We start from the raw sequence: 25410 nt of genomic DNA on the forward strand, positions 1-25410 counted from the left end.
ATAGTTTTGCAGACAGAATAAACTATAGCTTTATGGAAAAACCGGAGCTATCGATCCAAAGATTTTTGCGTATTTCCGTGTTCTCCGCTGAGCGAAATAATTGCGGATTTAATGGTCAAAAATAAGTGAAAAAAAAATTAACAAAAGCCAATTGAGGACTAGTAGAATGGGTTGAATGAGTAAAAAAAACAAGGATCTGCTTTATAATAACAAATCAATTTATCTAATATGAAAAAAACAATTCTATCTTTTTCACTGATTATATCAGTGATTTTTGGCTCGGCAGTATCAGTGTCTGCTCAGAACGGCCAGGTTCAAAAGCATAATGGCGCAGTAAATTTTCTGGTAATGGGAGACTGGGGAAGGGTAGGCGAGGACCATCAGAAACCTGTTGCTGTTCAGATGGGAAAAATAGCAAAGGAGGCCGGAACGGATTTTATCATTACTACAGGAGATAATTTTTATCCGAGAGGTGTTGAAAGTGAGCGTGACCCTCTGTGGAAGTATTCGTTTGAAGACATTTATACTGCTTTTTCTTTGCAATGGGATTGGTACCCGGTTTTAGGAAATCATGATTACGGCGGAAACCCTGATGCACAGGTTGCTTATTCAAAAATCAGTCGACGCTGGAAAATGCCTGCCAGGTATTATTCAAAAACTTTTGCCATTCACGGGGATACCACAAAGCAGGTACTTATTGCTTTTATTGATACCAACCCGCTGATTCCGGAATTTCATACAAGTGAGGTTTATAAGCATAGTGTGACCGGACAAGACAGCACAGCTCAGAAGCAATGGCTCGAGAAGTTGCTTGCCAACAATTCTCCTAATATTAAGTGGAAATTGGTGGTAGGGCATCATCCGCTGTTTACGGCCACTGAGAAAAGAAGAGAAAGTTATGACACCAGAGCAATCAGAGCTACTTTAAAACCCCTTTTGGACAAATATAAGGTAGATGCCTATATCTGTGGACACGATCATGATTTGCAACATCTTTTGCCGGAAGGAAAAACGAATTATTTTGTGTCTGGATCTGCTTCTGAAGCTACAGAAATTGGCAAATTACCAATCAGTAAACTGGCTTTGTCAGATTATGGCTTTATGTTGTTTTCAGCAACGGAGAAGAAATTATATGTGCAGGTAATTAATGAAAACGGAAATGTGGTGTATGCAACAGAATTGAGTAAATAAGTATTCCGATTAAAGAGCAGCCTTTCCGGGCTGCTCTTTAAATTATATCTGAATCAGGTAAATAATTTCATGATGTATCAGTTATTTACCAGCCTGAGAAGAAATTTTCAGAAAAGTAAGTAAAATAAAAACCATCGTTCCGATTATCATAATTCTTAAACCGTGGTTTCTGTCTGCCTGCTGATAGGTAAACACAGATTTTCCGTCCGGTAAGGTCTTTTTAGAAGTGTAAAGATTCCAGCCAATAGCCAGACCAATTAAACCACCTAACAGGGCAAACAGATAACCTGCTCTCACTGCACCTGACTGTCTTTTTTCGGGCTGGGACAAAGAATCAATTCTGACTGCATTTAAATGTTTCAGGAAATCTTCGTTGATTGTCTGGCCTCTGTCCGCAAGGATTTTTTTGGCCAGTTGATAATCAAATTCAGACCATTCATCGGGTTTCGAAATCAGATCAAATAATTCTTCGTCGGAAAATTCAAATAAATAGTGATTTTTATCCACTTCCTGAATCTCGTGTTCAGCCTTTTCCGCCAGAAGTTCGTTAGCTTTCAGAAAATCAGACTGACTGATTTTAATGATAAATTCCGGAAGGGTTTGTCTTAGGGAAACAGCGTCAATGGAGGAATTGGATACTTCAGTTTCAAACAGAATATCGTTTTTCTTTAACAATTCCTGCATTTCAATAAATTGTGATTCTTCCGTGAATTTTCTAAGGGAAAGAAGTAGTTCCATCTATTTTAAAAAGGGGTTAGTGTAAAAATTTACCATCAGAAATAATGGCATTTTCACAAATATAAAAAAGATAGAACCATTTTCAAGTAAAGGTGAACGGATGAAGCAAATGTATAAGAATGAGTTACTGATCAGTCTTGAAGATTTTAAATGTCTCCTGGTTGTTGTCTGATTGCAGATGGATTAAATAAGTCCCTGAAGGAATATTTTTGATATCAAACTCGTAGCTGTTGACCCCTTCTTTGCTGACTAACTCTTTGGAAATCATTTTCTTGCCTTGCATGTCTGTCAAAGTAAATGCTGCTGTCTGAGCTTTTTTGGCAAAAAACTTAATTTCCAGTCTGCCGCTGGTCGGATTAGGAAATGCAATAAAAGGATGAATTTCATCTAATGATGTTTCAAGAACAAGTGGAGGAGGCTGGATATAAGCCAGACTGGCGACATCACCCCCTTTGCAATTCAGCACATTTACTTTAATCTGATAAGTTCCGGAAAGCAGGTACGGAGGAATCAGAAAAGGAAAAGTATTTGATTTAGGAGTAGTTTCAATGGTAGTCAGGACATTATTGCGGTCGATGAGCTGCCATTGAATGTCTGTCACATCGCAACCATTAAAATTGACCTGTCCGGAATTTCTTCCTGTACTTTGTATAACTGATTCAATTTTGAATTTACAACCACAAGTAGGGATACAAGGTTTTAAAGGAATATCAACTACTTTTTTGTTCAGAAGCGGAATTGAATTTTTGAAAAACTGCTGACTTGAAGTGAGTGCTTCAAACCATTTATCAGCAGCTTTGCATTGCCCGCAATTGGCAGCAGAGCTATCGACAATTTCGTTAAAATGAGTTGGTTCACCGTCTCCGGTTCTTCTGAATTCCGGGCCGATAAGGTCGGTATCAGGTCCCCGGAAGATTTGCCTGAATTTATTGGAAGAAACAGCCGAGGAGTCTCCGAATTCTTTGAAATAACCATTTGCATAGAAACCTATAACCTGTTTCTGTGCAATATTAATGGCCGGATCCAGTGTTCTGCCTATGTAGGAAGCCTGCGCAATCACCCAGGGTAAGTTGTCGCCAGCATGTCTGCGGCTGGCTGAAATAACACGATTCAGTTTGGCAGCATAATCCGGCTCATAAAGTCCTACTGCCTTATTATCCTGTTCTCCCTGATGCCAGAGAATGGCTCGCATGCCGTAACGATCTTTGATAGCGGTGATCGTATTTCTGAGATTTTTATAAGGGAAAACAATTCCTGTGGTAGAATCGCTGCTGCTTTCCCAGTTTCGTATTCTGGTAGCAGACCAGGCCGCCTGATAAAACGCCACCGGGACTTGCAGGTAGTTTACAAGTTTTTCACCCAATTTTCCCCAGTACCATATAAAATCTTTACTGCCCGGTGCTTTGGCCCCACCGGGATCGACGGGATCAAAGCTTTCTTTTTTATTGAAATATCTGACAAATCTCTGATTGACATACCCAAGGCTTTTGGCATTACTTAATGCATAACCTGCTGCATTAGATTGTCCGGCAATGGCAAAAACTTCTCCGACACCAAAAATCCTGGCAGGAGAATCTATATTGGTTTCCATCAGATAAAGACCCCCTTTTATGGTCATTTCGAAACTTATCTGACAGGTTCCTGTGCCGGTAAACGGAACGTTGTTTAACCAGCCCTCTTTTTGTAAATCGGGCGATCCGTTTCTCGGATCGATATAATTTCCGGCCTCAGCTGTACTGATGCTGTATTGCCTGTATCTTACCTGTAAAACGGGAATTTCTGAAGTGTTTGAAACAACGAATCTGATGAGAGCATTTCCCTGCTGATTTCTCTGGAAAATCGTCCCTTCGCCATTATTCCCTGCTTCAGGCCATGATACTTCCTGACTCCATCCAACCATCCCGGAAAAAATAAGCACTAGAAACAATAGAGTTTTTCTCATTTTAATACGACACACCTGGCTTTCGATTAATTCAATAACGAGCAGATTAAGAAGTTTTGGATACTGAAACCGGACATTAGCATTTTCAGACTAACGATTATTTAACGTGTAATTTGTCGAAAATTATACAATTTTCCGAAAACCTATCATTTGTTAATTTTAAATAGGAAGTATTTTTTTCTCCTTGCTTTTTCTCATATTCTCAGGAACAGCCGCTTCAATGGCCTCTTTCAGGGCTTTAATAACACCCATTTTACTGTAATTTTTATGAGTAACCAGGCTGACTTCCCTTACCGGAGCAGGAGAGGCAAACTGACGAATCAGATTGGTTTGTCTTTCTTCAAAATCTATCGTAGCCATTTCCGGTAAAATCGTGATTCCCTGATTTCTCTCTACCATTCTTTTGAGTGTTTCCAAACTCCCGGCCTGGTATTCAAAATGGTTGGAATTAATTACTTTTCGTTTCAGCTCACATAAATTCTCTATTTGTGAACGAAGGCAATGTCCTTCTTCCAACAGCCATAATTTACTCGGGTCAATGTCTTCGGAGAGAGCGTATTTCTTTTGAAACAAGGCATTTTCCTCGGAAACATATAAAACAAGTTCCTCATAAAAAACAGGATATTCGTTCAAATGACTGGCATGCAGTGGCGTGGCGAGCAAACCAATATCCAATTGATCATCTTTGAGTTTTTTAATGATGTTTTCTGTCGTTAATTCCTTAATCTTAAGCTGAATGTTTGGGAATTTATTCAGAAATTCTGTCAGAAATAAAGGCAGCAGATAAGGAGCAATGGTTGGAATTACACCCAGTCTGACTTCTCCGGAAACGTCATTTTTGCCACAACTTATCACTTCTCTGATCTTGCCGAACTCACTTAACGTAGTTCTGGCCTGTTGTATAATTTCAAGGCCGATTTGCGTGGTACTGACAGGTTGTTTACTTCTGTCGAATATTTTTACACCCAGTTCATCTTCCAGTTTTTGTATCTGCATACTCAGTGTTGGCTGGGTAATAAAACAACTGTCTGCTGCCTGAACAAAATTTTTGTGATTGTCAACGGCTACAATATATTCTAATTGGGTGATTGTCATGTCTTTAATGGGTGATATAGATTTTAATGATAAAGTTATCAAAAATATCAATTTGCTTTGACGCTAATTTAAGAGGAATTTTGCAGAAGAAAAAAATAAAACTTTTCAAATATAGATGCTTCAAATTTAAGTTAAATCGATATTTAAATTGTATAATTTTAATATTTATTTTTACTAAAACGGCATTTTAACATATCCAAATCTTAAAGCCATGTCAAACAGAATGCTTTCTTTAGGTTCGCAGTTCCCAACTTTCAAAAAAACTGCCGTTGTATCTTTAGAAAAAGGAAATGAATTTTATGATATCACTTCTGAAGATCACAAAAACAATGATAAATGGATGGTAATGTTCTGGTGGCCGAAAGATTTTACTTTCGTTTGTCCTACGGAAATTGCTGCTTTTAATACAAAAGTTTCTGATTTTGCTGACCGTGATACGATCCTGATCGGTGCTTCTACTGATTCTGAGTTTGTTCACCTTGCCTGGAGAAAAGACCATGAAGATTTGCGTGGTTTGAAATTCCCTATGCTGGCTGATACTTCTAAGTCTTTGGCTGAAGAATTAGGTATTTTAGAAGCAAATGAAAAAATTGCTTACCGTGTAACTTATATTGTTGATCCGCAAGGTATTATCCGTTGGGTATCTGCCAACGATTTGTCAGTAGGACGTAACGTTGACGAAGTGATCCGTGTATTGGATGCTTTGCAGACTGACGAGCTTTGCCCATGTAACTGGAAAGCCGGAGAAGAAACATTGAGCGTTTAGTATCTTCTTTATGAGTTATGAATTATGGGTTGTGAATCTTATAATTCATAACTCATAATTTTATTCACAATTCATAACTCAGAATATTATGTTTGGAGTAGCCAATGAAACCAAGGCCAACTTACTAAAAGAAGTAAATCTGCCTGAAAACTTTGAAAGTCTCTTTTTAGACCGTCTCAATACTGCCGATCATCGTTATATTAAAGATTTAAAGATCAACGTTTCCAATGCATTGAAAGCACAGAATCTTTCTGAGAAAGAAGCTGTTTTGCTGGCTCTGGGCGTTGCAATCAATGAGAAGGCTAATGTCCTTATTTCTTCACTGGAAGCTCTGGCATTGCAAAAAGAAGCTTCTGAAAAAGAAATCAATGAAGTTGCAGCCTGTGTTTCTTTAATGAACGCAAATAATATCTTCTATCGTTTCCGTCATTTCATGAATAAAGAATCATATGAAACTGCTCCGGCAGGAATTCGTATGTCAATCATGATGAATCCGGTACTAGGAAAGGAATTTTTCGAATTATTAAGTCTGGTAATTTCTGCCATCAACGGCTGCGAAATGTGTGTAACTTCTCATGAAGCTTCCGTTAAAGCACATGGAGCAACTGAGCCGAGAATTCTTGATGCAGTTCGTTTGGGAGCCGTATTTAAGAGTTTTATTACACTTTTGTAATTCCGGGAACGTGTATATTAAAGCGTTCATAAAAAAGCTCAGATGAAATACCATCTGAGCTTTTTTATGAAATCCAGTATTAAAGCTATTGGTTACTTTCAGGAGAAAAGATGGAATAATTTACCTTTTTTAACCAGATATCTCTTCCGGCGCAACTCCAATGGGTATCACTTTTCAGATACATTTCAGAAGGCTGACGAACAAAGTCTGAGTAAACATCTATAACAGGTACTTTCAACGCCCGATCTGTCTGAACTTTCTCAATGATATGATTATATTTTCCGAGATCCGGAGCCAGAATACTTACTTTATTCGGAATGATTGAAAGATAAACTTCATCAAATCCGGCTTTTTTATATTTATCCTGTGTTTGATTAATCATTTCTACCAAATGTTGTATTTCAGCCTCGGAAACTTCGCTGAAAGAGGAGGTCTGGTGTTCCCCTGACTCCACTTCTTCAAAATAGAACAACGATTGCCTGTTTTTCGATAACACTACTTTTTTTTCTGCCCTATCAAAAAATCTAAGGTTAAAAGCGGCTTTTATTTCTTTGAAAAACAAAAAGAAGTCATAATTGAAAAGCGTATGTTCCAACCTTTCTTCGGTACCTCCGGGAAAGAATATTTTGATGAAATTTTCTAATCTTTGTTTTTTTGTAACATAGGGTTTGGGTGCATTTTCTTCATTTTTACCAGGGTTTTTCACAATCCTGAAATTATCAGCTTCCTTCCCGAAATGCTCCCGGAATGTTCTTTCTACAGTTTCCAGTATCAGTACGTTCCTTTGAGCGGTATCAAGCACAATATCTTTAGATTTAGCCCAATGTGTATAATCATAATTCTGTGCTTTAAAATCATTGGCATTGACCCGCTGCTCTTCGGTAAAACTATCTCCTATGATAAAAATATTAGTTTTATGGTCCGTTGATTTCCCCGGAAGTAAATCGGGGCAGATACTTGCTTTTTCCTTAAACTGAGGTAAAAACGACAAGCGGTACAAATCTCCGTAACGATAATCATCCGGAAAAAGATGCGATTTACCCATTGCCAGATAAAACTCCGGAAAATAGGCTTCAGCCCAGAGAAAGATTACAAGTACCAGACCAATATATCTTAAAGCCTTCATTAGCATATCCTTAAAATTGAAAATAGATAAACTGATTGGTGTTGAACACGCCAAAAAAGTAAGTGATAATGACAAAACCTGCAAACAACAGCGCAAAACGCTTATTGTCTGAAGTTGAAACATAAAAATAGAAACGTTCTTTCAGCATCAAAAGCATAATTAATAACACAGAAAAAATCAATTCGGTCGTATTTAGAGAAGAAACTAGCGGTTCATGGATATTCAGGGTAAATATTTTTTTCAGAATAAGGAAAGAGTCTTTCATACTCACTGCTCTGAAAAAGACCCAGGAAAGCGTTACAAGACTGAATGTGAATACCAGATTGATACTTTTTCCCCAGAAATTGTCCGGAAGAGCCATTTTAGGAAAATACTTGTTTCTTACGATGGCTAATACGAGATAGGTTCCATGCAGGCACCCCCAGACAACAAAGGTCCATTTAGCGCCATGCCACAAACCACTTACCATAAAAATAATAAACTGGTTGAGGTATCTTCTGAATTCTCCTTTTCTGTTTCCTCCCAATGGTATGTAAAGATAATCTCTGAACCAAGAAGACAAGGATATATGCCATCTGCTCCAAAATTCGGAGATAGATCTGGAGAAATAAGGACTCTTGAAGTTTTCCATCAGATCGTATCCCATGACCCTCGCAGAGCCTAAAGCAATATCAGAGTAGCCTGAAAAATCACAATAAATCTGGAATGCATAGAATATTGTGGCGACCAAAAGTGTTATACCATTTTTCTCATGCGGGTCCTTGTAGGCATAATCAACCAGCATACCGAGTCTTTCCGCAATTACTACTTTCTTGAAAAAACCCCAGGCCATCAGAAGCAAACCACTTTTTACTTTTTCCCAGTCGAAAGCATGAAACTCATGAAACTGGTGCAATACGTTTTGTGGTCTTTCGATAGGTCCTGCCACCAATTGCGGATAGAACATCACATAGAGTGCATAAATCCCGAAATTTCTTTCAGATTTCTGATTTCCACGATATACTTCAATGGTATAGCTCATTGCCTGAAAGGTATGGAAAGAGAGACCAATCGGCAAAATAAAACTGGTATACGGAATAGGATTAGCGATGTCAAAATGCCACAGAAGAGCTCCTAAATTCTCATTAAAGAAGTTGAAATATTTAAAATAAGCCAGAATGCCAATGTTTGAAATCAGACTTATCACGAGCAAAAGTTTCCTTTGATAACCTTCTGCCTTTTCAATCCAGATTCCTGCAAAATAGTCAATGATGATTGTAACAAAGAGAATAATAATATACTCCGGCCTGAAAATCATGTAGAAATAACAACTCGCCAGCAGTAATAACTTCCAGCGGCCTCCCAGTCCCAGACTGAAATAGGCGAGTGTTACTATGATAAAAAATAATAAAAAATGCAGTGAATTAAAAACCATAATGTTTGCCTGTCTTTCTCAATATTTTGTTAAATGGGTTAATTTAACCTTGATTTTTATTTCATTTTTACTGACCACGTTTCAATGGCTTCCGGCCCCACAGCTGTAATTAACAGTTTCTGATAAGACTCTGAATAGGTAATCTGAGGCGGATATTTTGAGGTAATAGCCCGATCACCGATTTTATTACCGCCCATGTCGTATAATCTGTGTTCATTATCTGTGGAAATACAGAATACTTTGATATTGGCCCCGAGATTATAGAAATGAAATTCCTTTTCTCCGAATCCCAGATCTTTTATAGTACAAATCTCGTTTTCGGATTTATCCAAAATTGTAACATTTTTACCATTATTTCGCATAATGAACCACTCAATTCCTTTTTCATCTGCAGTAAATTGAAAATCACTGACATTCACTGGCCTGAAAAGCTGTTTTTTCTCCTCTATTTTACCTGAAAGCCCTATTTTAAAAAGGTTTCCGGTTTTATCACCTATGGCTCTGATCGACAGAGAATTACCCGCTTTTTCCAGTAAAAGCGGATTTCTGAAATGGCTCTGCAGGTTAAGCGGAAAGCCGGCAGCAGATTTCCCTGACTGATTGACGGCATTCAGTTTGCCGTTTTCATCAAGAAGAATTGCAAATTCTGTATTATTCAGCATAACCATTGGAAATGGGAATAAGTACTTTGATGAACCTCTTGCGGTAATCTTTTTGCAGGTCATGCCGGCTTTATCCAGTTCGTAATTATTTCCGTCCGAAGCGATAAAAGAGACGTTTGACTGCTCTGCGCCGTTGTTAAAAACAGCAAAATTAGTCAGGTTATTAATGTGGTGAGGCTTTGAAGTTCTGATTTCAAAACCTTTTTCATTTCTGGCCAGCACATAAATACGGCTTCTGCCGGAACAAATATATTGCTGGCGTTTATCATCAAAAAACTGAACAGGTTTGAAATCACTTTTAATGAGTTCTCCCAGTTTTTTAGACCAGATCTTCTTTCCGTATTTTAACAGATATAATGTGCTGTCTTCTCCCTGAACAAGTGTTTCAATCAGATGAGAAACCGGATTTGCCAGAAAGAAAGGATTGCTTGCTGCTCTGATATTTGTATTATTAAGCATGACCAGGGTATTCGAAAAATCGCTTTCCCTGATTTTTGAAGATTCATTTAGCCAGGTAATCTGACTGGAAAGAGTATTATTTTCAAGATTTCTCTGAAAAATGAGATTCTGAGAGCCTGCATCCGTTTCCTTGAATTTTGCCAGTTTTTGCTGCCATTTTGAAGTAAAAGCCGCGGATGTTCCTTCCCAGCCTTTTACGGGGTTGAAGACAAATGTTATATTAGCAGCCTTGCAGGATTTCAGAATCGATTGATTTTTGTAAGAATTACTCCATACATCACCTTTGCTGATAGAAAGCAGATAATCCTGTAAAGTGCTGAGATCATTGGCAATCACCACATAACCATTGTAATTTGTGAAATAACTTTCTTCAAAATCAGCCCCTAAACCACCAAACAACAAACCAGGAAAATTCTTTAATCCTAAGGTGCTGACATTAAAACTTCCGTACCGTTCCGAAAAATCCCTGCGGTTTTCACTTGCAGCCACTTTCCTTGAAATATTCGTGAATGCTCTGTATAACTGATTTTCTGAAGCTTCGCGGATCAATAAAATCCTTTTAGAACCATTTCCTTCGTAGTTCTCCATACCCAGAAGAATGATTTCTTTTCCCGTTTTCTCAAATATACTTTTGAAATCAACCCCAAAACGGGTATTGGCCATTTCTTTGAGTTGTGAGATTTTCTTATCACTTTCCTGCAATTTACCAATGGCTTCACCCATTAAAAAGGGGTTACTCAGGGAGAAATGAAGCACCATTGCCGAGCTGTTCGGAATTAGTCCGGCAGCGGAAATTTTCTCCGGAGTCTGGTTTTCGAAAACCTTCCAGAAAGAATTTTCCGTATCTATCTTTTCAACGGAGACACCGTTTACGGCTTTCTGCTTTGCAAATTTATGAATCTCAAGATGATTACTTTCCGGCAGTAAACCGGCCAGAAAAGTGCTGAACTCCTGTCCGTACTGAAGGGAATAAGACGAAAAATGACTGATAGCTTTAGCATTGAAATGCAGGAAAGTCTGAAGGGTGTCAGACTTACTCTCCAGGTTCAGATTTTTTGCCCACAGATTTTTCCTGTTCAGAACGATATCTTCTATCAATAAACTCGAACGGCTAAAAATGAGATGATTATCTTCTAAAAGATAAGAGAGAACGGATTTTGAAGAAGCATCAATTATTTCATAAATTTTATAGCCACGGGTTGTATGACGAATGCCTCTCATTCCTTCAGTTTTAAAAGACATTTCCCTGAGTTTTTCAACGAAAGGTCTGTCTTCCCCCCGTATAGGAGCAAAGGTTACAAATTGAAGATTGTCTTTCCCTTCCGGTAACAAAGCAAAAAGAAGGTTTTTATCTCCCAGAAAATCGCTGATTTCTGTTTTGTTAAAGCCGATTTTTCGTAAAAGCTCTAATTGTTTCTTTGCTTCCGCAACAGGCAGAACCCTTTGAAATGCTTTATTGAAATTAGTTTTCTGAATGGAATTACTTTCTACGAGGAGCAGGGTTTTATCCGGGATGAAATCTGCCAGAGACGCACTTTCTGAGGTCATATTTTTGTAAAAAAAATAACCACCTACTGCTGCCAGTAAACCTGCGAGAAGTAAAAGTGCCTTTTTCATAAGGTAGAAATATGGCAATGTATAAATTTAGGAACAGACCTTTCAGAAATCGATTATTTCTGCTCTTATCTGTAAATGCTGATTTATCGGAAAAACCTTACATTTTACAACCGGGCAGTGGTAAAAAAACTATCCTTGCACTAGAAATTTAGAACAAGGATAGTGTCTTAAATAATGTTTCTGTATTTATCGGAACTGACGTCTGTGCAATTTTAGTATTCCTGATAATTAAAATAAAACTATTTTCCCCACATGGCATTGGCCGTATCCGGGAAATTTAAAGTAAGTTCGGGTACGCCCAAAACTACTTTGTTTACCCATTCAACTCCCTGCATTAATGAGTGATCCTGATTTGACACCTCATATTTCCAGGCTCCGAAACGTCCTCTTGAATAAATATCAGATTTTTCAAGAGCCGGTAACACTGTCTTAAGAATGCTGTCTCTTTCTACAGAAGGAGTTGGGTAACCATAATCTGTAGAGAAAAGGAACTCTGAAACAATATCTTCTTCTGAGTCAATAAGTTTATCTTCAATCATTGCTCTGACGGTATCTTTAATCAAAGCAGCTCTGTCAACAGGTTTGCATTCAGATTCACTTACTTCGGCCATTAATGACCATTGATTGTTAATATCCGGAACGTTGAACGGACTGTAATTTGAGAAAACAGTGATACGATAATACGGGCTGTTTGATTCAGGGAAATACATCCAGCATTTAGTTGCCAGTTCGGGTTTTGGTTTACCTTTTAAGCCGATTCCGATCACATTGGTCGAAGAATATTTCAGCCCTTGTGCCTTCTCAACAGTTTCAGGAGATAAGCCATTTACTTTTTTGGCAAAAACGTCCAGAGGCATGGTATTCATTACAAAATCGTACTCAATTTCTCTTCCGTCAGCCAATATTATTTTCTTTGTACCAGGTTCGATCTGATCAACTTTTGCATTCAGCAATACATTTTCATGACCAACCAATTCTCCTACCGCTTTCCAGATTGCTCCGGTACCGCCATGTTTTGGAAACTGAAACGTATTGTTCGGACCCCAGGAGAAATCATCTTTGTCAAATAGAATATTCTCTGTAACTCTTTGTAAATCAGTTACTGCAACTCTTTCTCCAACCCAATTGGCATTCATTTGTTCCGGAGGAAATGCCCATACTTTAAAATTGTAGGGAAACATAAATACCTCTGCCAGTCCTTCACCAAAAGTTGATAAAATCCATTCTCTGAAATTAGCAGGTTTCTTTGAAACCGGATTTTTGTAGAGTTTAATAAGCCCCTCAAGACATTGCCACATTGTCTCTTTTGGTAAATATTTGATATTGTTCTGGAAAGGATAAGGAACAAAATTATTCTTAATCCAAACCCATGATTCACGCTGATGAGTAAGCCATCCTTCTTCACCAAGCGCCTTCTTCATCAGATCGTCAAAGTATTTATAGTGTGAAAATTGAACGTGTCCGCCAATATCCCAGGTAAAGCCTTTGTCATCAACAAAACTGGTTGCCAGACCACCTACATAATTCTCCTTTTCTAAAATTACAAAATCTGTAATGCCAAGTTCTTTTAGTCGGTAAGCTGCTCCTAAACCAGTCGGACCAGAGCCAATAATTACATATTTATACTTCATAAAATTAAAGGGGGTTATTCGATGTCAGATATTTGTTTCCGGATTATTAAAAACAGTTTTCTGAAGGTAAACATCGAAACAGGACTATTTTAAGTTTTTGATTTTAGCATTGAGTTCCAGCCTGAATCTGGCCAGTTCCTTGAAACTTTGCCAGCATACTTTAAGAAGTTTCATCTTTCTGATAGAAACTTCTCCGGTAGCTCTTTCTTTGTGAACGATTGGAATATTAAACAATTCCTGACCTGATTTTTTGGCCATAATAGCCAGAAAGATATTCGGTGCGAAAGGCACAGGATTTGGCAGCTGAATCAGTAGTTTTTTCAGGAAAGATCCCTTGATTAACCGGAACGGAATGTTCAGATCCATGATAAAGGTACCATAAATCAGAAACATACTCCAGCGTAAAATTCTGGTGATCAACAATCTGAAAGGATCATCATGTCTTACTTCACGGTAGCCAAGAATAAAGTCGGACTGAGTTCTTTTATCCCATAGTTTTTTGAAATCAGCAGTAACAAACTGGTCATCTGAGTCAGTCTGGAAAACATACTCTGCACCAAGTTCAACAGCCTTGCGATAGGCGTGAACCACAGCGTTACCATGTCCTCCGTTTATTTGATGTACAACAACCAATTTATCATTGTGCGGTGCCAGTCCATCGAGGATTTTTCCTGTACTGTCTTTGGAACCATCATTGACTACAATTAAACAGGTGTTTTCTGTAGGAAATTCTTCAATTAATAGTTTAGTCCAGATACTTACTACGTCTGCCATGCATTCCTCTTCATTATAGGCTGGCATGACGATTGCGAGTTTGATGCTCATGAATATGTTTTCCTTGGGTAATTTTACAAAAATATCTAATTCTGTTCAGAATAAAGATTTTTTAATAGTTAAAATAACGTTTTAGTGAGTTAACGGGTTTTTCAATCAAAAACCATGACAAAGTTGCTACGAAAATTGTCAAAGCTGAGAAATAGAAGAACTGAAAAGCAAATGAATCTGCCAGTGCCGGAAGATACTGATGAATTTTTCTCAGTATTCTTAAAGTAATTGAGGTCTGTGGCGTATGATAATAATTGTACACGAAGTTATGATACAGATATAACCCGTAACTGATTTTTCCAAGATACTGAACTACTCCGTTTTCAAAAAAGACTTTCGCAAGACCTTTATACCCTGTCACGGCATTAATGATAAAGAAAAAGCAGAATAAGGCGGCAAAAAATCTTTCAATGACTGTATAGGCAATATTATGCGGATTTTCGAATCCGAATTTTTCATAAAACAAAACGCTCACATATAAGCCAAAACTGATCAGCAGATACATTGTTTTGCTAAGTGTTTTAAAGGTACTTTCTTTATGGAATGTGAAAAAATATGCCATCAAAGCCCCTAATCCAAAAGCATCCAGCGATGTTGGCATAAGTACATACTGTACCATCCAGTCACTATGATTCAAATGAAGGAAAAGTCTGAGTAAAACCGCCAAAGCAATCATTCCGAAAAAGATTTTAAGGAAATAACGTTTGGGTAAAAACAAGATCACATAGGGAAAGAACAGATAATATTGTTCTTCTACAGCCAACGACCAAAGGTGGTCAATAACACCCATCCATCTCTGGTTAAGAGCGATATAAATATTGGTGGCATAAGTGATGCACCAGATAAGCTGCTCTCGGACTGGTGGAACATTAAAGATGACACAAAGAAATATGGTCAGGTAATAAATCGGGAATATCCTGATACTTCTCCGGACGATAAACTGCCTGACTGAAAACCATGGGCTACGTCCTGTTTTCTCATCTTTCAGTTTACTTTGAATGAGGATTCTGGTAATGAGGAAACCGCTTAACACAAAGAACATAGTTACGCCTAATACTCCCAAAGGAATTACATTCCGCTCTGCCAGCCAATGATCTACCAATACCAGACTTACGGCTACGAAACGAATGCCGTCCAGTTGAATGAAGTAATTTTCTTGTATTTTCGAGGTATTTACCAATTTGTTTTAACAGTTTTCTTATGTAAAGTTTCTACTACCAGAGAATCATTTAGTGTAAAAATTTCTCCGCCGTTTTCTTTTTGTATCCAGAGTCCGAGGTGATAAGTACCGGAATCAAATTCATTTTTCTGAATGTTCACCCTGAAACCTTTTGCCCAGTATGAATGCGTTTTTAAAGTAGACTGAACCGGATAATTTTCCTGTCTTGCCGGTACCAGATAAGTTCTTCGGGAAGATTCAAGGAGTAAATAAGCTCCGGCATCTTTTCCGGAAGGTTTTTCAAAATTGGTATTCACCAACTCCAGACCGTCTTCCCTGATGGTTTTATGAATGTCTGAATTCCAGTCAGAAGCAGCTAAAAGTCCGGGGATATTCTGATTAGTATAGAATAAAACCGGAGTCTCGTAAAGTTTTATGGTTGGTTTTGAAGGAGAAAGTTTTTCATCATAAGCCCAGTTAAAAGGGAAGGTGATTAATTGTTTTCTCAGATTGACCACTTCACTGAAATTACGGTAATTGGCAAGCAGATTGAATGAAAACCCTGCTATAATTAAGAAGGTAATCACCAAAGATTTTCCTTCAATCCTGATTTTTCTGATAATGGCCGTGTAAATTATAATCAGTAACAGCACAGAGTAAATTTTATACCGGCTGGTTTGCAGCCCCTGCACACCGAAACTGATGCGGGTAACTGTAACAATCAGCGCTGTCCCGACCAGAAACATGAGTGTTCCGAGCATAAACAGTTCTAATTGCGTCAGGCTGCGGGTTTCTTTGATTAATTTACTGTTCAGCAGGAAATACACTGAAATGACGGCTGCCAGAGAGAACATGATAAATCCTGATGCTGCGCTAAGCAATACTGTCAGATTCTGAAAAGGCAGAATATCTGCTACAGATCCGATGAACAGGAAAAAGCCCAGCACGATTTTCTTAATCCCGATTCCTGTCAGCGGAGGATTACTTGGCGGGCTTGCATAATGATAGAAATAGCTGAAGATCAGAAGTATTGAAATAATTCCGAAAATAAGTAAATGCTGCCATCTTTTTTGAAGAGCAAGTAATACTGCGCAGATTGGAAGAACCAGAATTCCGTTACCGCTGGTAAAGACTGCCATAAACGCTGCAAAAACCGCGAGATAGAAATGCCGGGGATTTTCTGAAGAGATCAGGTAAATCGTCCAGAAAATGAATAGAATTACACCGAAATTTTGCATCGATGCCATTCCCCAGAATGTGTTCTCCCAAAGTTGTAATTGGAAAAGCAGGCAGGAAACAGGTACAAAAAGAGCAAAATGAATGTTATTTTTATAGAAAAGACGCCAGAACAAGATCAGTAAACCAATTAATGTAAAGTTTCCGACCCACATCAGCCAGCGATATTCTATGCTGCCGTGCAAAGTATAAACAATCAGGGTAATTAATCGGTCGAACGCAATTCTGTGTTCATTATGCTGTTTGAAAAAGGTAGCAATTTTGGCAAAAAAGCCATCAGCCTGCGTAAAGTCAAGAATAAATGCTTTCAGGGCATGATCGTCCCACTTCGGAATATTTACAGCATATTCTGAAAGAAACAGAAAATAAAGAGCCAGAGGTAAGAAACTCAGCACTCCCCAAAAGAGATTTTTTGATGATAATCGGGCTTTCAAATCGATTTTAATAATTTTATTTCAGCAGATTCACCGAATGAATCATAGCTTTTCTTAAACCAGGAATGTTTTTAGCTTTTCTGCGATATTGCTGACATCCAGACCGGACTGTGTTTGGTGGAAAGTCTGGTCTCCATATGTCCCGTCGGGATACCCTTCTGCTCTGAGACTGATAAATTTCTTAAGAGAAACGCCTTGCTCCAATAGCTGAACAGACAATTGCTGAGCTAAGCCGCCTACACTTACATGCTCTTCTACAACCAGCAGATTTTCAGCAGACTGAATAATTTCAAAAGCTTCCTTTTTTATAGTTAAAGGGAAGGTCTGTGCTGTGAAAAGGTTGAATTTTCCAGCTAATTCCTCTTTCTGAAGAGCTGCAACCACATTATTGGCAACAGGACCCAGAGCAACAATTGAACCTGCCGGTTTTGCCGGATTATCTAATAACTGAAGACTACCGAAGGTATTGGTAACAGGACCTCTTTGTTTTCCGGCTCCAAGTCTCAGGTAAGCAGGACGTTTTTCTTTCAGAATCTGCTCAAGAAATGGTTCTACTTCATCGCTGAATGCCGGAACCCAGCATTTTACATTTTGAAGACTGCTTAACCCTGCAATATCTTCAATGGCGTGATGTGTACTTCCCATAATACCGTATCCGTAACCGCCTCCGTTTCCGACCAGGAAAACAGGCAGATTATGCAGACAAACATCATTTCTGAACTGTTCCCAGCATCTGTAAACAATAAAAGGAGCAATACTATAACAAAAAACCTTGAAACCTTTATAGGCAAGACCAGCTGCCAGCCCGACCATATTCTGTTCGGCTACACCCGCATTGATAAACCGGTTTCCCAGTTTTTCCTGAAGATTTTCTAGCGCGTTATATCCCAGATCTCCGGTGATAAACACGATTTTATCATCCTGAAGGGCTAATTTTTCAATAGCATCTGAAAATTCTCTTCTCATATCATTATGAGCATGAAACAAAACCTTTGACAGATAAATGCTTATGGTTTTGTTTCATGTCTTTTATTTTCTTTGTTGTTCCACTAAACGTTTAATCTCCTCAGAAGTATTATATTTTTTAATACCTTTTCTCACTTTCGTTCTGATAAATTTCGGTCGTTTTTTCGTCTCTTCAAAAATCTTGCTGATGTATTCTCCAAGGAAACTGATACCCAGCAGGTTGATTCCTCCAAAGAACATCACCAGTACAATGACAGTAGAAATTCCTGAAGGAGTATTCGGGAAGAATACGTATTTCGCCAGAATTTGCCAGAAAATTCCCAGGACTGATAATACCGTCATGATAAATCCGGCATAAGTCATCATTTCCAAAGGTACAAAGCTGAAAGAGAAGATGGCTTTTTTAGCCCACCAGATATTCTTGCGCCAGTTGTTGGTTGATACGCCGAACATCCTTTCAGGTCTTACATAATCCACCCCAATCTGCTTAAAACCAACCCAGGCTCTCAATCCACGGAGAAATTGCTCTGTTTCAGGCAGTCCGACAAGCTCTTTCACGACTTTTCTGTCAATCATCGAGAAGTCCCCGGCATCGTTAGGGATATTGATGTATGACATATTTTTGAAAACCCGGTAAAAGGTTTTGTAAAAGAAATGAAGCCAGTTTGGCATTTCCCGTTTCACTCTTACTCCGTAAGTTACTTCATAGCCCTGTGTCCATTTTTCATAAAAACCCGGAATAACTTCCGGTGGATCCTGTAAATCTCCGTCCATTAATACGACAGCATCTCCGGTAGAAATTTCCATTCCTGAAAGAAATGCAGCCTGCGAACCAAAGTTTCTGGAATGGGTTATTCCGATTACATTGGGGTCACGGTTGCAGATTTCTTCTAATACTTCCTCTGTATTGTCGGGAGAACAGTCATTTACAAAAATGATTTCATAGCGGACTTTCATTTCATTGAAAGTTTTCACTAATCTTTCATACATGTACGGAATCGCCTGTGCATCTCTGTAGCAGGCAATAATAGCCGAAATCACAGGATTCAGATAAGGATTCTGGAAGGCAGTAAGTACTTTTTCCTTATATCCGATCTCTTTTTGCCAGGTATAATATTTTCTTAAACCATCAGCCAGAGAGGTTTTGGCAGACCAGTTCAGGTCTTTTTTAGCTTCAGAAGGATCTCCGAACCATTCCGCTAAGTCCCACTGACGATTTTGCATACTTCCCCAGGAAGGCTCTTCCGAAATATTGAATTCTTTTCTGGAAACATCAACCAGGTCTCTGATCGTTGTTTTTACGCCGCTGGCAATATTATATGATTTCCCTCTGATAGCAGAGGACATGTTTAATGCAGAATCGATAAAAGCCTCAATACAGTCGCTGATATAAACAAAATCACGGCTGATTTCCGGAGAAACGAAGTTCGGTAATTTTCCTTCGTGAACACTTTCTATCAGTTTCGGAATCAGACGATCCGGCTCTTCCCAGTCTCCGTAGATAGAGTAAAGTCTCAGGTTAACAGCATTTTTCTGGTGAACTTTGGCATAAAACTGAATCATATACGCCGCAGAAACTTTGGATACTGAATAATGACTATTGGGTTCAAGTGCATCGGTTTCTTTAGGAGCCGTACAATTAAATCCGTATTCCGAGCTGCTTCCGGCATGGATATAAACCATGTCCGGATTAAGGTTTTCCAGCAAATTTACCGTCCCGATTACGTTGGTTTCGTAGGTCAGGGTAATGTTTTTTTGTTTGGAATAAGCACCATAAGCTGCCAGGTTAAAAATGGTTTTGGGCTTATAATGGTTAAAAACCTCTTCGATTGAATAGTTCGAAACAATGTCGCAATGAACAATGTTTTCAGCAGGAATATTCAGCAGTTTTAAACGCCATGCTTTCTGAGCATCGTGGGTGAGTGCAAAGCAGTCTTTCCGGATACTGAAAATGTCGTTAAAAAGATTTGCGCCTATGAATCCACTTGCTCCGTAAACGAAGATCGGGCCTTTGAGGGATAAAATTTTTTCTTTTACCGAATCGGTCATTACTTAAGTTTTGTATTTTCAAGCCAGAATTATAGAGCTCTTTACTTGAATGATTTAGATGAGTTGGGCTTAGGATTTAAAGAACTTTATGAAATACTGCCCGCTTTTACAGATTATATTTCGTCTGAACTTCTTCAACGGCCTGTTCATATTGTTGTGGTTTCATTGGAAGATAATGCCATTCCATACGGTTTTCCATATAAGAAACCCCTTTTCCTTTAACCGTATTAGCAATGAGTACTTTCGGTAAACCGTTCTGACGATATTTGAATGTTTCGATAGACTGATAAATTTCCTCAATATCATGTCCGTCACATTCTGTTACCTCAAAACCAATCGCTTTCCATTTATGAGCATCTGCTGAATCTCCGAGAATCTCATCTGTTGACCCGAATCCCTGTAAACGGTTTCTGTCAATGATGACGATCAGATTATCCAGTTTATTGTTTACCGCATAGTGTGCTGCTTCCCAGGTTGTTCCCTCGTTTGTTTCTCCGTCCGACATGAGTACATAGGTAAACTGCCCGTTATCCAGTATTTTATTGCCTTTGGCAATTCCGGAAGCAATTGGTAATCCATGTCCGAGTGAACCCGTAGCAAAAGGGATACCTTTGTGACGGTTAGGAGCAGGGTGAGCTGGAAGGGTAGTTCCGTTTTTATAATAAGTGTCAAGCACCTCATTAGATAATTCTCCTAATTCATGCAAACATACATAAAGTGCGGCAGCAGCATGTCCTTTGGAAAGAATAAATGCTTCATTGTCTTTTTTATGGGCAATCAGAGAGCAAATCATCAAATCGATACAGGAAAGTGAGCATCCGATATGGCCTGCATTTGCCTTGAAGTATAAATCTAAAAGTCTAAGCCTCAAAGCTCCTCTCAACTTTTTCAAGTCGGTAATTGTTTCTGCAGAAAGGCCTGATAAAGTTTCCATTGAGGGATGAGTAATGTTTATAGTTTTAGAATTTTAAAAGTTTTAAAAGGAAAATTCCAGTTAATGTGATGAAATTCAGGCAATAAATAGCCCTTTCTGTCTTCAATGCCTGAATGTGTATCATCAGGATTGAACACAAAAATAGTTTGTTTTTTTACCTATTACAAAGTTTTGGGCTATTTCTTAGTTACCGTAAACTCAACGCGTCGATTTAATTTGCGTCTTTCTTCAGTAAGGTTTGAAGCGATTGGCCGGGTTTGTCCCCAGCCTTTTGTAGTAATTCTGTCTGATTCTATACCTTTTGCCATTAAATATTTCTTCACTTCTTCCACTCTGTTAACGGAAAGCTGAAGATTGAGGTTAAAATCTCCCTGGCTGTCGGTATGGCCTTCCAGCAGAATTTCAAGGGTAGGAATATCAAGCATAGCCTGGGCTATCCGGTCGAGGTCGCCAAAAGAAGAATCTGAAAGCTGAAAATCTCCCTGTTCGAACATAAAACTATTTAACGCTATTTTATTGCCGATTTCCAAAGGCATCAGATAAAAATCATGCTTTATTTCGCGGTAATTAGTTTCCCCGGTTAAATCAATATAATCACTGATGGCAAGATGGCCGGGAGCATAGGGTACAAACTGATAGTTTTGTTTCAAAGGAAGGACAAATACAAATTTTCCCTGTTGAGGGTCATAAGTCTTTGTTTCCGGTTTAATGCTGTTATTATAAGCAGAGACGGTTAACTCGCATTTTACAGGCATGTGATTCGTAGTACTTAAAACATTCCCTGAAATAATAGCTACCGGATCGGGCTGAGCTTTCTCCGGAAGTTCCAAACGGAAAATATCTTCTTTTTTTCCGGAAATATAACTGCATACATAAGCGTAATTTCCGGAAGCCGGAAGTGTGAAATAGCCATCCCAGTTTGGAGTGTTGATCGCACTCCCCAGATTTTCAGGTTCCGACCAGTTTTGCCAGGTATCATCTAAACGGCTGGTTTTGAAAATATCATTGTCTCCGAATCCGGAAAGGCCCTTTGTGGAGTAATATAGCGTTTTAGCGTCTGCCGCAATAAATGGTGTTACATCATGCTCTGCGGTGTTGATGACGTTACCCATATGTCTTGGCTCTGACCAGGAATTATCTGCTTTTTTAAAGGAAACATACAGATCTCTTTTCCCCACAGTATGGCTTCTCTGGACGGACATAACCATTACGCTGCCATCCGGCGAAAAGGTGAAGTCTGAAAACGGACTTTCATTGTAAAATTTATCAATTTTTACTTCTTCCGGAAAAGACCAGCCATCTTTTGTCAGGAAAGAACGGGAAATTCCCTGTCCAAGTTTTCCATTCTTTTGATACTTATTCATCAATATGGCTTCATGCCCGTCTGCCGACAATGAAAAAATGGCATTTTTATCCTTATTATTGATTGGAGAGCCAATGTTTCTGGCTTTTTCCCATTTCCCATAGGAATTTTGCTGAGTCACCCAGACGTCCTGATCCTTTTCTTTGCCCAGAAGACTTACATAATTTCTGGTGAAATACAGTGTTTTTCCATCTCTTGAAATAATGGGGGCAAATTCCTGGTGTCTGGAATTGACTTCTTTACCGAGATTTTGTCTGGTTAGTTCTTTCGGAGCATCTGAGGCGACTTTAATCTGTGCCTTAATGGCTTCTGCAGATTGAGAAATACCGATGGCATCAATCTGATTGGGTCCTTTTATTTTTGCAGTGTTCAGAATCAGTTTAACAGCAGTAACAGAATAGGGAGTAGGTTTCTCTAAAATCAGGTTGAAAACTTTCCCTTTTTTGGTTAAAATATAGTTGACAGCATTGTCGTAAAGTACATGAGAATGATCCTGTTCATCGAAAGCCAGAATTTTAGTAATGCTTCCGTTTCCGACATTTTCGGCTACAGCAACCTGCTGAATAGGCATAATGGTATCAAAACCAACTTTGATATAATCCTCATAAGGAGCATCCAGTGCAGAAGGCTGCCAGGCTACACTGCTGTCGCCATAATTAGGAAGTTTATTAGGTTTTCCAAGTACCTGAATAGCTTTATATTCTGAGGCTTGAAATGGAATTACTTTTTCAGATGAAAAGGACAGCACTCTGGTTGCCCAATAGGTTTTTTGAGCAAAAACAGGTAAACTAACCAGGAATAAAGTTATTAAAGCAGCCGGGTATCGGGTTATTCTTTTGACCATTATTAAAAGTACTTTAGGACTCAGGGCTACAAAAACAATACCAATTTCGAAAGATAGGAAATTCCATCTTTCGAACGAATAATACTGAAAGTCATATCGGCGGCTTACTATTTTCCAAATTAGAAAAATAAAAAGAAAATTCGAAATAATATCATTATTTCGGAGTAGATTCTGGTGTGCTTATTCTGAAATGATATTTTTTAAACGGTTATTTCTGAAGAATAGTAAATTCAACTCTTCGGTTAAGCCGTCTTTTTTCTTCGGTAAGATTACTGGAAACCGGGCGGGTAGAACCCCAGCCTTTGGTCTGAATTCTGCTCAGCAAAATTCCCTTTTTTGAAAGATATTTTTTCACTTCTTCAACCCTTTGCTGTGAAAGCTGTAAATTGGCGTTCCAGTCACCCTGATTATCTGTATGGCCTTCCAGCATAATTTCCATGGTAGGATATTCTTTCATCAGTTCAACAATTCTGTCTAATTCCCCGAAAGAACTGGCATTCAGATCGTATTTACTCTGTTCAAAAAATACATTATTCAGCGTCATTTTCTGACCTACTTCGATCGGTGTCAGGTACAGGTTTTTCTTAAATTCCTTGAAATTCTTCTCATTAGTAAAGTCAAGTTGTTCAGAGACAGGGAGATATCCTTTTTTTCTGGCCGTAATGCTGTAAACCTTTTTAGCAGGAATCATTAGTTTATAATCTCCGGTAAACGGATCATATTCAGTCGAAAGGGTATCAGAAGGAGAACTCAGATCCTGGACGGAGATTCTTGCAGAAATGCCCTTTTTATCAGCAGAATCAAAAACCTGTCCGGTTAACTGAACAACTGCCAATGGTTTAATAGATTCCGGTGCTTTCAGCCGGAAAATATCTTCCTGACCCATAGAGTTTTCCTGGGAACTGAAATAAGCATAATCGCCAAGGGCTGAAATAGAAAAATAACCGTCCCATTCAGGTGTGTTGATTAAGGAACCCAGATTCTGTGGTTCTGACCAGCTCAGCCAGGTATCATCCAGCCTGCGGCTCATAAAAATGTCATTGTTGCCGTATCCGGCATGACCTATGGTTGAAAAGTACAAAGTCTTTCCGTCAGGTGCGATAAAAGGAGTACTTTCTGCTTCGGCAGTATTAATAATATTCCCGATATTTTTAGGGGAAGACCATGTGTCATCTGCTTGTAAAAATGAGACATAAATATCTTTTCCTCCGAAGGTTTCTTTGGTTTGAGTAGTCATTAAAAGTACCCGGCCATTCGGTGCGAGAGAATACTCTGAATATTCCGAGCTGTTTCTGAAATTCTGGATAACCAGTGCTCTGGGAAAACCCCAGCCTCCTGTTTTGAGTTTAAAGGCCTTTGAAACACCTTTTTCCATCGTGCCATCTTTCAGGTAAACATTATTTAGCAGGATGGTTTTGCCATCAGGAGAAATCCCGCAGACAGCATTATGCTCAGTATTGTTAATCGGGCTGCCGATAGGAATAGCTTTTCCCCAGGACTTATCGGGTTGTAATTCAGAGTACCAGACATCCTGGTTTTTATCTTTCCCCAGGTTTTCGGGATATTTCCAACGGGTAAAATACAGGGTCTTTCCATCAGGCGCAATTACCGGTGCAATTTCGATGGCTTCGGAATTGATGTTTTTCCCCAGATTCTCCTTAATAAAGTTTTTGGGAATTTCATTACTGACATTAATACTGGCTACAACAGGCTTTTCGGATTGAGAGATGCCAATGGCATCAATCTGGTTGAAATTCTTAACTCTGCTGGTGTTTAGTACAAGTTTTATAGACTTTACAGAGAAATCAGTCATTTTAGGCAAAATCACGTTGAGCATTTTACCGATTTCTCCTGTTGGGGAAGATTTGTTTTCCCATAAAGGTTTCAGATTGGCGTTATTGTCAAATGCTTCAATTCTGACAATACAACCTTGTCCGAAGTTTTCAGCAACAGCAACTTGCCTGATGGGCATAAGTGTGTCGAAGGAAACAATGATAAATTCTTCTTCCGGATTATCCTGGGTCATGGGTTGCCAGGCGCAGGCAGCGCTTCCGATCTGCGGAAGTTTACTGGGTCTGCCTAATACCTGAATGGCTCTGAATTCTTTGGTCGTTCTGGGATCTGAATATTCTGAAGAGAAACTGACAACTTTACTGGCCCAAAAGACTTTCTGGGCAATTATTTCTCCGTTTTGCACTAAACAGAGGATAAACAGCAGGTATTTAATCAGTTTTTCGTATTTCATTTAATGGTTAATAAGCTTTGTCTTGACCTTAGATAGAGCAA

Annotated in this window: 18 protein-coding genes; 3 read left to right on the forward strand and 15 right to left on the reverse strand. The window is 38.7% G+C overall.

Going from position 1 to position 25410, the window contains the following annotated elements:
* The first annotated feature begins 228 nt into the window (after window positions 1-228).
* Window positions 229-1191: a purple acid phosphatase family protein gene (locus tag BM179_RS15795; RefSeq protein WP_092018122.1), complete on the forward strand. Its 963-nt coding sequence runs from the start codon at window positions 229-231 to the stop codon at window positions 1189-1191.
* Between the two features lie 81 nt (window positions 1192-1272).
* On the opposite strand, the gene BM179_RS15800 is transcribed toward BM179_RS15795, so the two are convergent.
* The 3 genes from BM179_RS15800 to BM179_RS15810 form a co-directional block, all read right to left on the reverse strand.
* The gene (locus BM179_RS15800) at window positions 1273-1929 is read right to left on the reverse strand and encodes a hypothetical protein (protein WP_092018123.1); all 657 of its coding nucleotides are present in this window, start codon (window positions 1927-1929) and stop codon (window positions 1273-1275) included.
* 124 nt (window positions 1930-2053) lie between these two features.
* Entirely contained in the window at window positions 2054-3871 is a 1818-nt protein-coding gene (locus BM179_RS15805; RefSeq protein WP_092018124.1) for a T9SS type A sorting domain-containing protein, read from the reverse strand.
* Window positions 3872-4030: 159 nt separating this feature from the next.
* Window positions 4031-4966 (reverse strand): hydrogen peroxide-inducible genes activator, encoded by a 936-nt coding sequence (locus BM179_RS15810; protein ID WP_092018125.1) that lies wholly within the window; start codon window positions 4964-4966, stop codon window positions 4031-4033.
* 211 nt (window positions 4967-5177) lie between these two features.
* On the opposite strand from BM179_RS15810, the gene BM179_RS15815 reads away from it, so the two are divergent.
* Together BM179_RS15815 and BM179_RS15820 are read left to right on the forward strand one after the other, a co-directional pair.
* On the forward strand, window positions 5178-5732 hold the full coding sequence (locus BM179_RS15815; RefSeq protein ID WP_092018126.1) for a peroxiredoxin: 555 nt from the start codon (window positions 5178-5180) through the stop codon (window positions 5730-5732).
* Between the two features lie 88 nt (window positions 5733-5820).
* Window positions 5821-6405 (forward strand): carboxymuconolactone decarboxylase family protein, encoded by a 585-nt coding sequence (locus BM179_RS15820; protein WP_092018127.1) that lies wholly within the window; start codon window positions 5821-5823, stop codon window positions 6403-6405.
* Window positions 6406-6490: 85 nt separating this feature from the next.
* Here the strand turns inward: BM179_RS15820 and BM179_RS15825 are convergent, their stop codons facing one another.
* The 12 genes from BM179_RS15825 to BM179_RS15880 all read right to left on the reverse strand — a co-directional run bounded on the left by BM179_RS15825 (window position 6491) and on the right by BM179_RS15880 (window position 25369).
* A complete protein-coding gene (locus tag BM179_RS15825) occupies window positions 6491-7531 on the reverse strand; it encodes an alginate O-acetyltransferase AlgX-related protein (RefSeq protein ID WP_092018128.1) in 1041 nt (346 codons plus the stop codon).
* A 10-nt stretch (window positions 7532-7541) separates the two neighbouring features.
* Window positions 7542-8945 (reverse strand): MBOAT family O-acyltransferase, encoded by a 1404-nt coding sequence (locus BM179_RS15830; protein ID WP_092018129.1) that lies wholly within the window; start codon window positions 8943-8945, stop codon window positions 7542-7544.
* 56 nt (window positions 8946-9001) lie between these two features.
* Window positions 9002-11683, reverse strand: a complete 2682-nt coding sequence (locus tag BM179_RS15835; RefSeq protein WP_092018130.1) for a hypothetical protein — start codon at window positions 11681-11683, stop codon at window positions 9002-9004.
* A gap of 239 nt (window positions 11684-11922) precedes the next feature.
* Entirely contained in the window at window positions 11923-13314 is a 1392-nt protein-coding gene (locus tag BM179_RS15840) for a protoporphyrinogen/coproporphyrinogen oxidase (RefSeq protein WP_092018131.1), read from the reverse strand.
* An 84-nt stretch (window positions 13315-13398) separates the two neighbouring features.
* Complete coding sequence (locus BM179_RS15845) at window positions 13399-14139, reverse strand: glycosyltransferase family 2 protein (RefSeq protein WP_092018132.1); 741 nt, start codon at window positions 14137-14139, stop codon at window positions 13399-13401.
* A 61-nt stretch (window positions 14140-14200) separates the two neighbouring features.
* Window positions 14201-15319: an acyltransferase family protein gene (locus BM179_RS15850; protein ID WP_092018133.1), complete on the reverse strand. Its 1119-nt coding sequence runs from the start codon at window positions 15317-15319 to the stop codon at window positions 14201-14203.
* Entirely contained in the window at window positions 15313-16968 is a 1656-nt protein-coding gene (locus BM179_RS15855; RefSeq protein ID WP_143095247.1) for a hypothetical protein, read from the reverse strand. Before BM179_RS15855 ends, BM179_RS15850 begins: the two co-directional genes overlap by 7 nt.
* Before the next feature lie 54 nt (window positions 16969-17022).
* Window positions 17023-17934: a transketolase family protein gene (locus BM179_RS15860; RefSeq protein ID WP_092018135.1), complete on the reverse strand. Its 912-nt coding sequence runs from the start codon at window positions 17932-17934 to the stop codon at window positions 17023-17025.
* Between the two features lie 63 nt (window positions 17935-17997).
* A complete protein-coding gene (locus BM179_RS15865; protein WP_092018136.1) occupies window positions 17998-19983 on the reverse strand; it encodes an NAD-dependent epimerase/dehydratase family protein in 1986 nt (661 codons plus the stop codon).
* A 106-nt stretch (window positions 19984-20089) separates the two neighbouring features.
* Window positions 20090-20917, reverse strand: coding sequence for a transketolase (locus BM179_RS15870; RefSeq protein ID WP_092018137.1), 828 nt, complete (start codon window positions 20915-20917; stop codon window positions 20090-20092).
* Between the two features lie 176 nt (window positions 20918-21093).
* Window positions 21094-23124: an OmpA family protein gene (locus tag BM179_RS15875; protein ID WP_092018138.1), complete on the reverse strand. Its 2031-nt coding sequence runs from the start codon at window positions 23122-23124 to the stop codon at window positions 21094-21096.
* Window positions 23125-23332: 208 nt separating this feature from the next.
* Window positions 23333-25369: an OmpA family protein gene (locus tag BM179_RS15880; protein ID WP_092018139.1), complete on the reverse strand. Its 2037-nt coding sequence runs from the start codon at window positions 25367-25369 to the stop codon at window positions 23333-23335.
* Between the last annotated feature and the right edge of the window lie 41 nt (window positions 25370-25410).

This window comes from Pseudarcicella hirudinis (genome assembly GCF_900115665.1).
In the GTDB taxonomy this organism is placed as follows: Bacteria; Bacteroidota; Bacteroidia; order Cytophagales; family Spirosomataceae; genus Pseudarcicella; species Pseudarcicella hirudinis.

Bases quoted from the DNA above. Each gene is read 5' to 3' on its own strand.
- BM179_RS15865 (WP_092018136.1), bottom strand. From the start codon at position 19,983: ATGACCGATTCGGTAAAAGAAAAAATTTTATCCCTCAAAGGCCCGATC.
- BM179_RS15820 (WP_092018127.1), top strand. From the start codon at position 5,821: ATGTTTGGAGTAGCCAATGAAACCAAGGCCAACTTACTAAAAGAAGTA.
- BM179_RS15805 (WP_092018124.1), bottom strand. From the start codon at position 3,871: ATGAGAAAAACTCTATTGTTTCTAGTGCTTATTTTTTCCGGGATGGTT.
- BM179_RS15830 (WP_092018129.1), bottom strand. From the start codon at position 8,945: ATGGTTTTTAATTCACTGCATTTTTTATTATTTTTTATCATAGTAACA.
- BM179_RS15835 (WP_092018130.1), bottom strand. From the start codon at position 11,683: ATGAAAAAGGCACTTTTACTTCTCGCAGGTTTACTGGCAGCAGTAGGT.
- BM179_RS15880 (WP_092018139.1), bottom strand. From the start codon at position 25,369: ATGAAATACGAAAAACTGATTAAATACCTGCTGTTTATCCTCTGTTTA.
- BM179_RS15815 (WP_092018126.1), top strand. From the start codon at position 5,178: ATGTCAAACAGAATGCTTTCTTTAGGTTCGCAGTTCCCAACTTTCAAA.
- BM179_RS15800 (WP_092018123.1), bottom strand. From the start codon at position 1,929: ATGGAACTACTTCTTTCCCTTAGAAAATTCACGGAAGAATCACAATTT.
- BM179_RS15875 (WP_092018138.1), bottom strand. From the start codon at position 23,124: ATGGTCAAAAGAATAACCCGATACCCGGCTGCTTTAATAACTTTATTC.
- BM179_RS15795 (WP_092018122.1), top strand. From the start codon at position 229: ATGAAAAAAACAATTCTATCTTTTTCACTGATTATATCAGTGATTTTT.
- BM179_RS15860 (WP_092018135.1), bottom strand. From the start codon at position 17,934: ATGAGAAGAGAATTTTCAGATGCTATTGAAAAATTAGCCCTTCAGGAT.
- BM179_RS15840 (WP_092018131.1), bottom strand. From the start codon at position 13,314: ATGAAGTATAAATATGTAATTATTGGCTCTGGTCCGACTGGTTTAGGA.
- BM179_RS15825 (WP_092018128.1), bottom strand. From the start codon at position 7,531: ATGAAGGCTTTAAGATATATTGGTCTGGTACTTGTAATCTTTCTCTGG.
- BM179_RS15870 (WP_092018137.1), bottom strand. From the start codon at position 20,917: ATGGAAACTTTATCAGGCCTTTCTGCAGAAACAATTACCGACTTGAAA.
- BM179_RS15845 (WP_092018132.1), bottom strand. From the start codon at position 14,139: ATGAGCATCAAACTCGCAATCGTCATGCCAGCCTATAATGAAGAGGAA.
- BM179_RS15810 (WP_092018125.1), bottom strand. From the start codon at position 4,966: ATGACAATCACCCAATTAGAATATATTGTAGCCGTTGACAATCACAAA.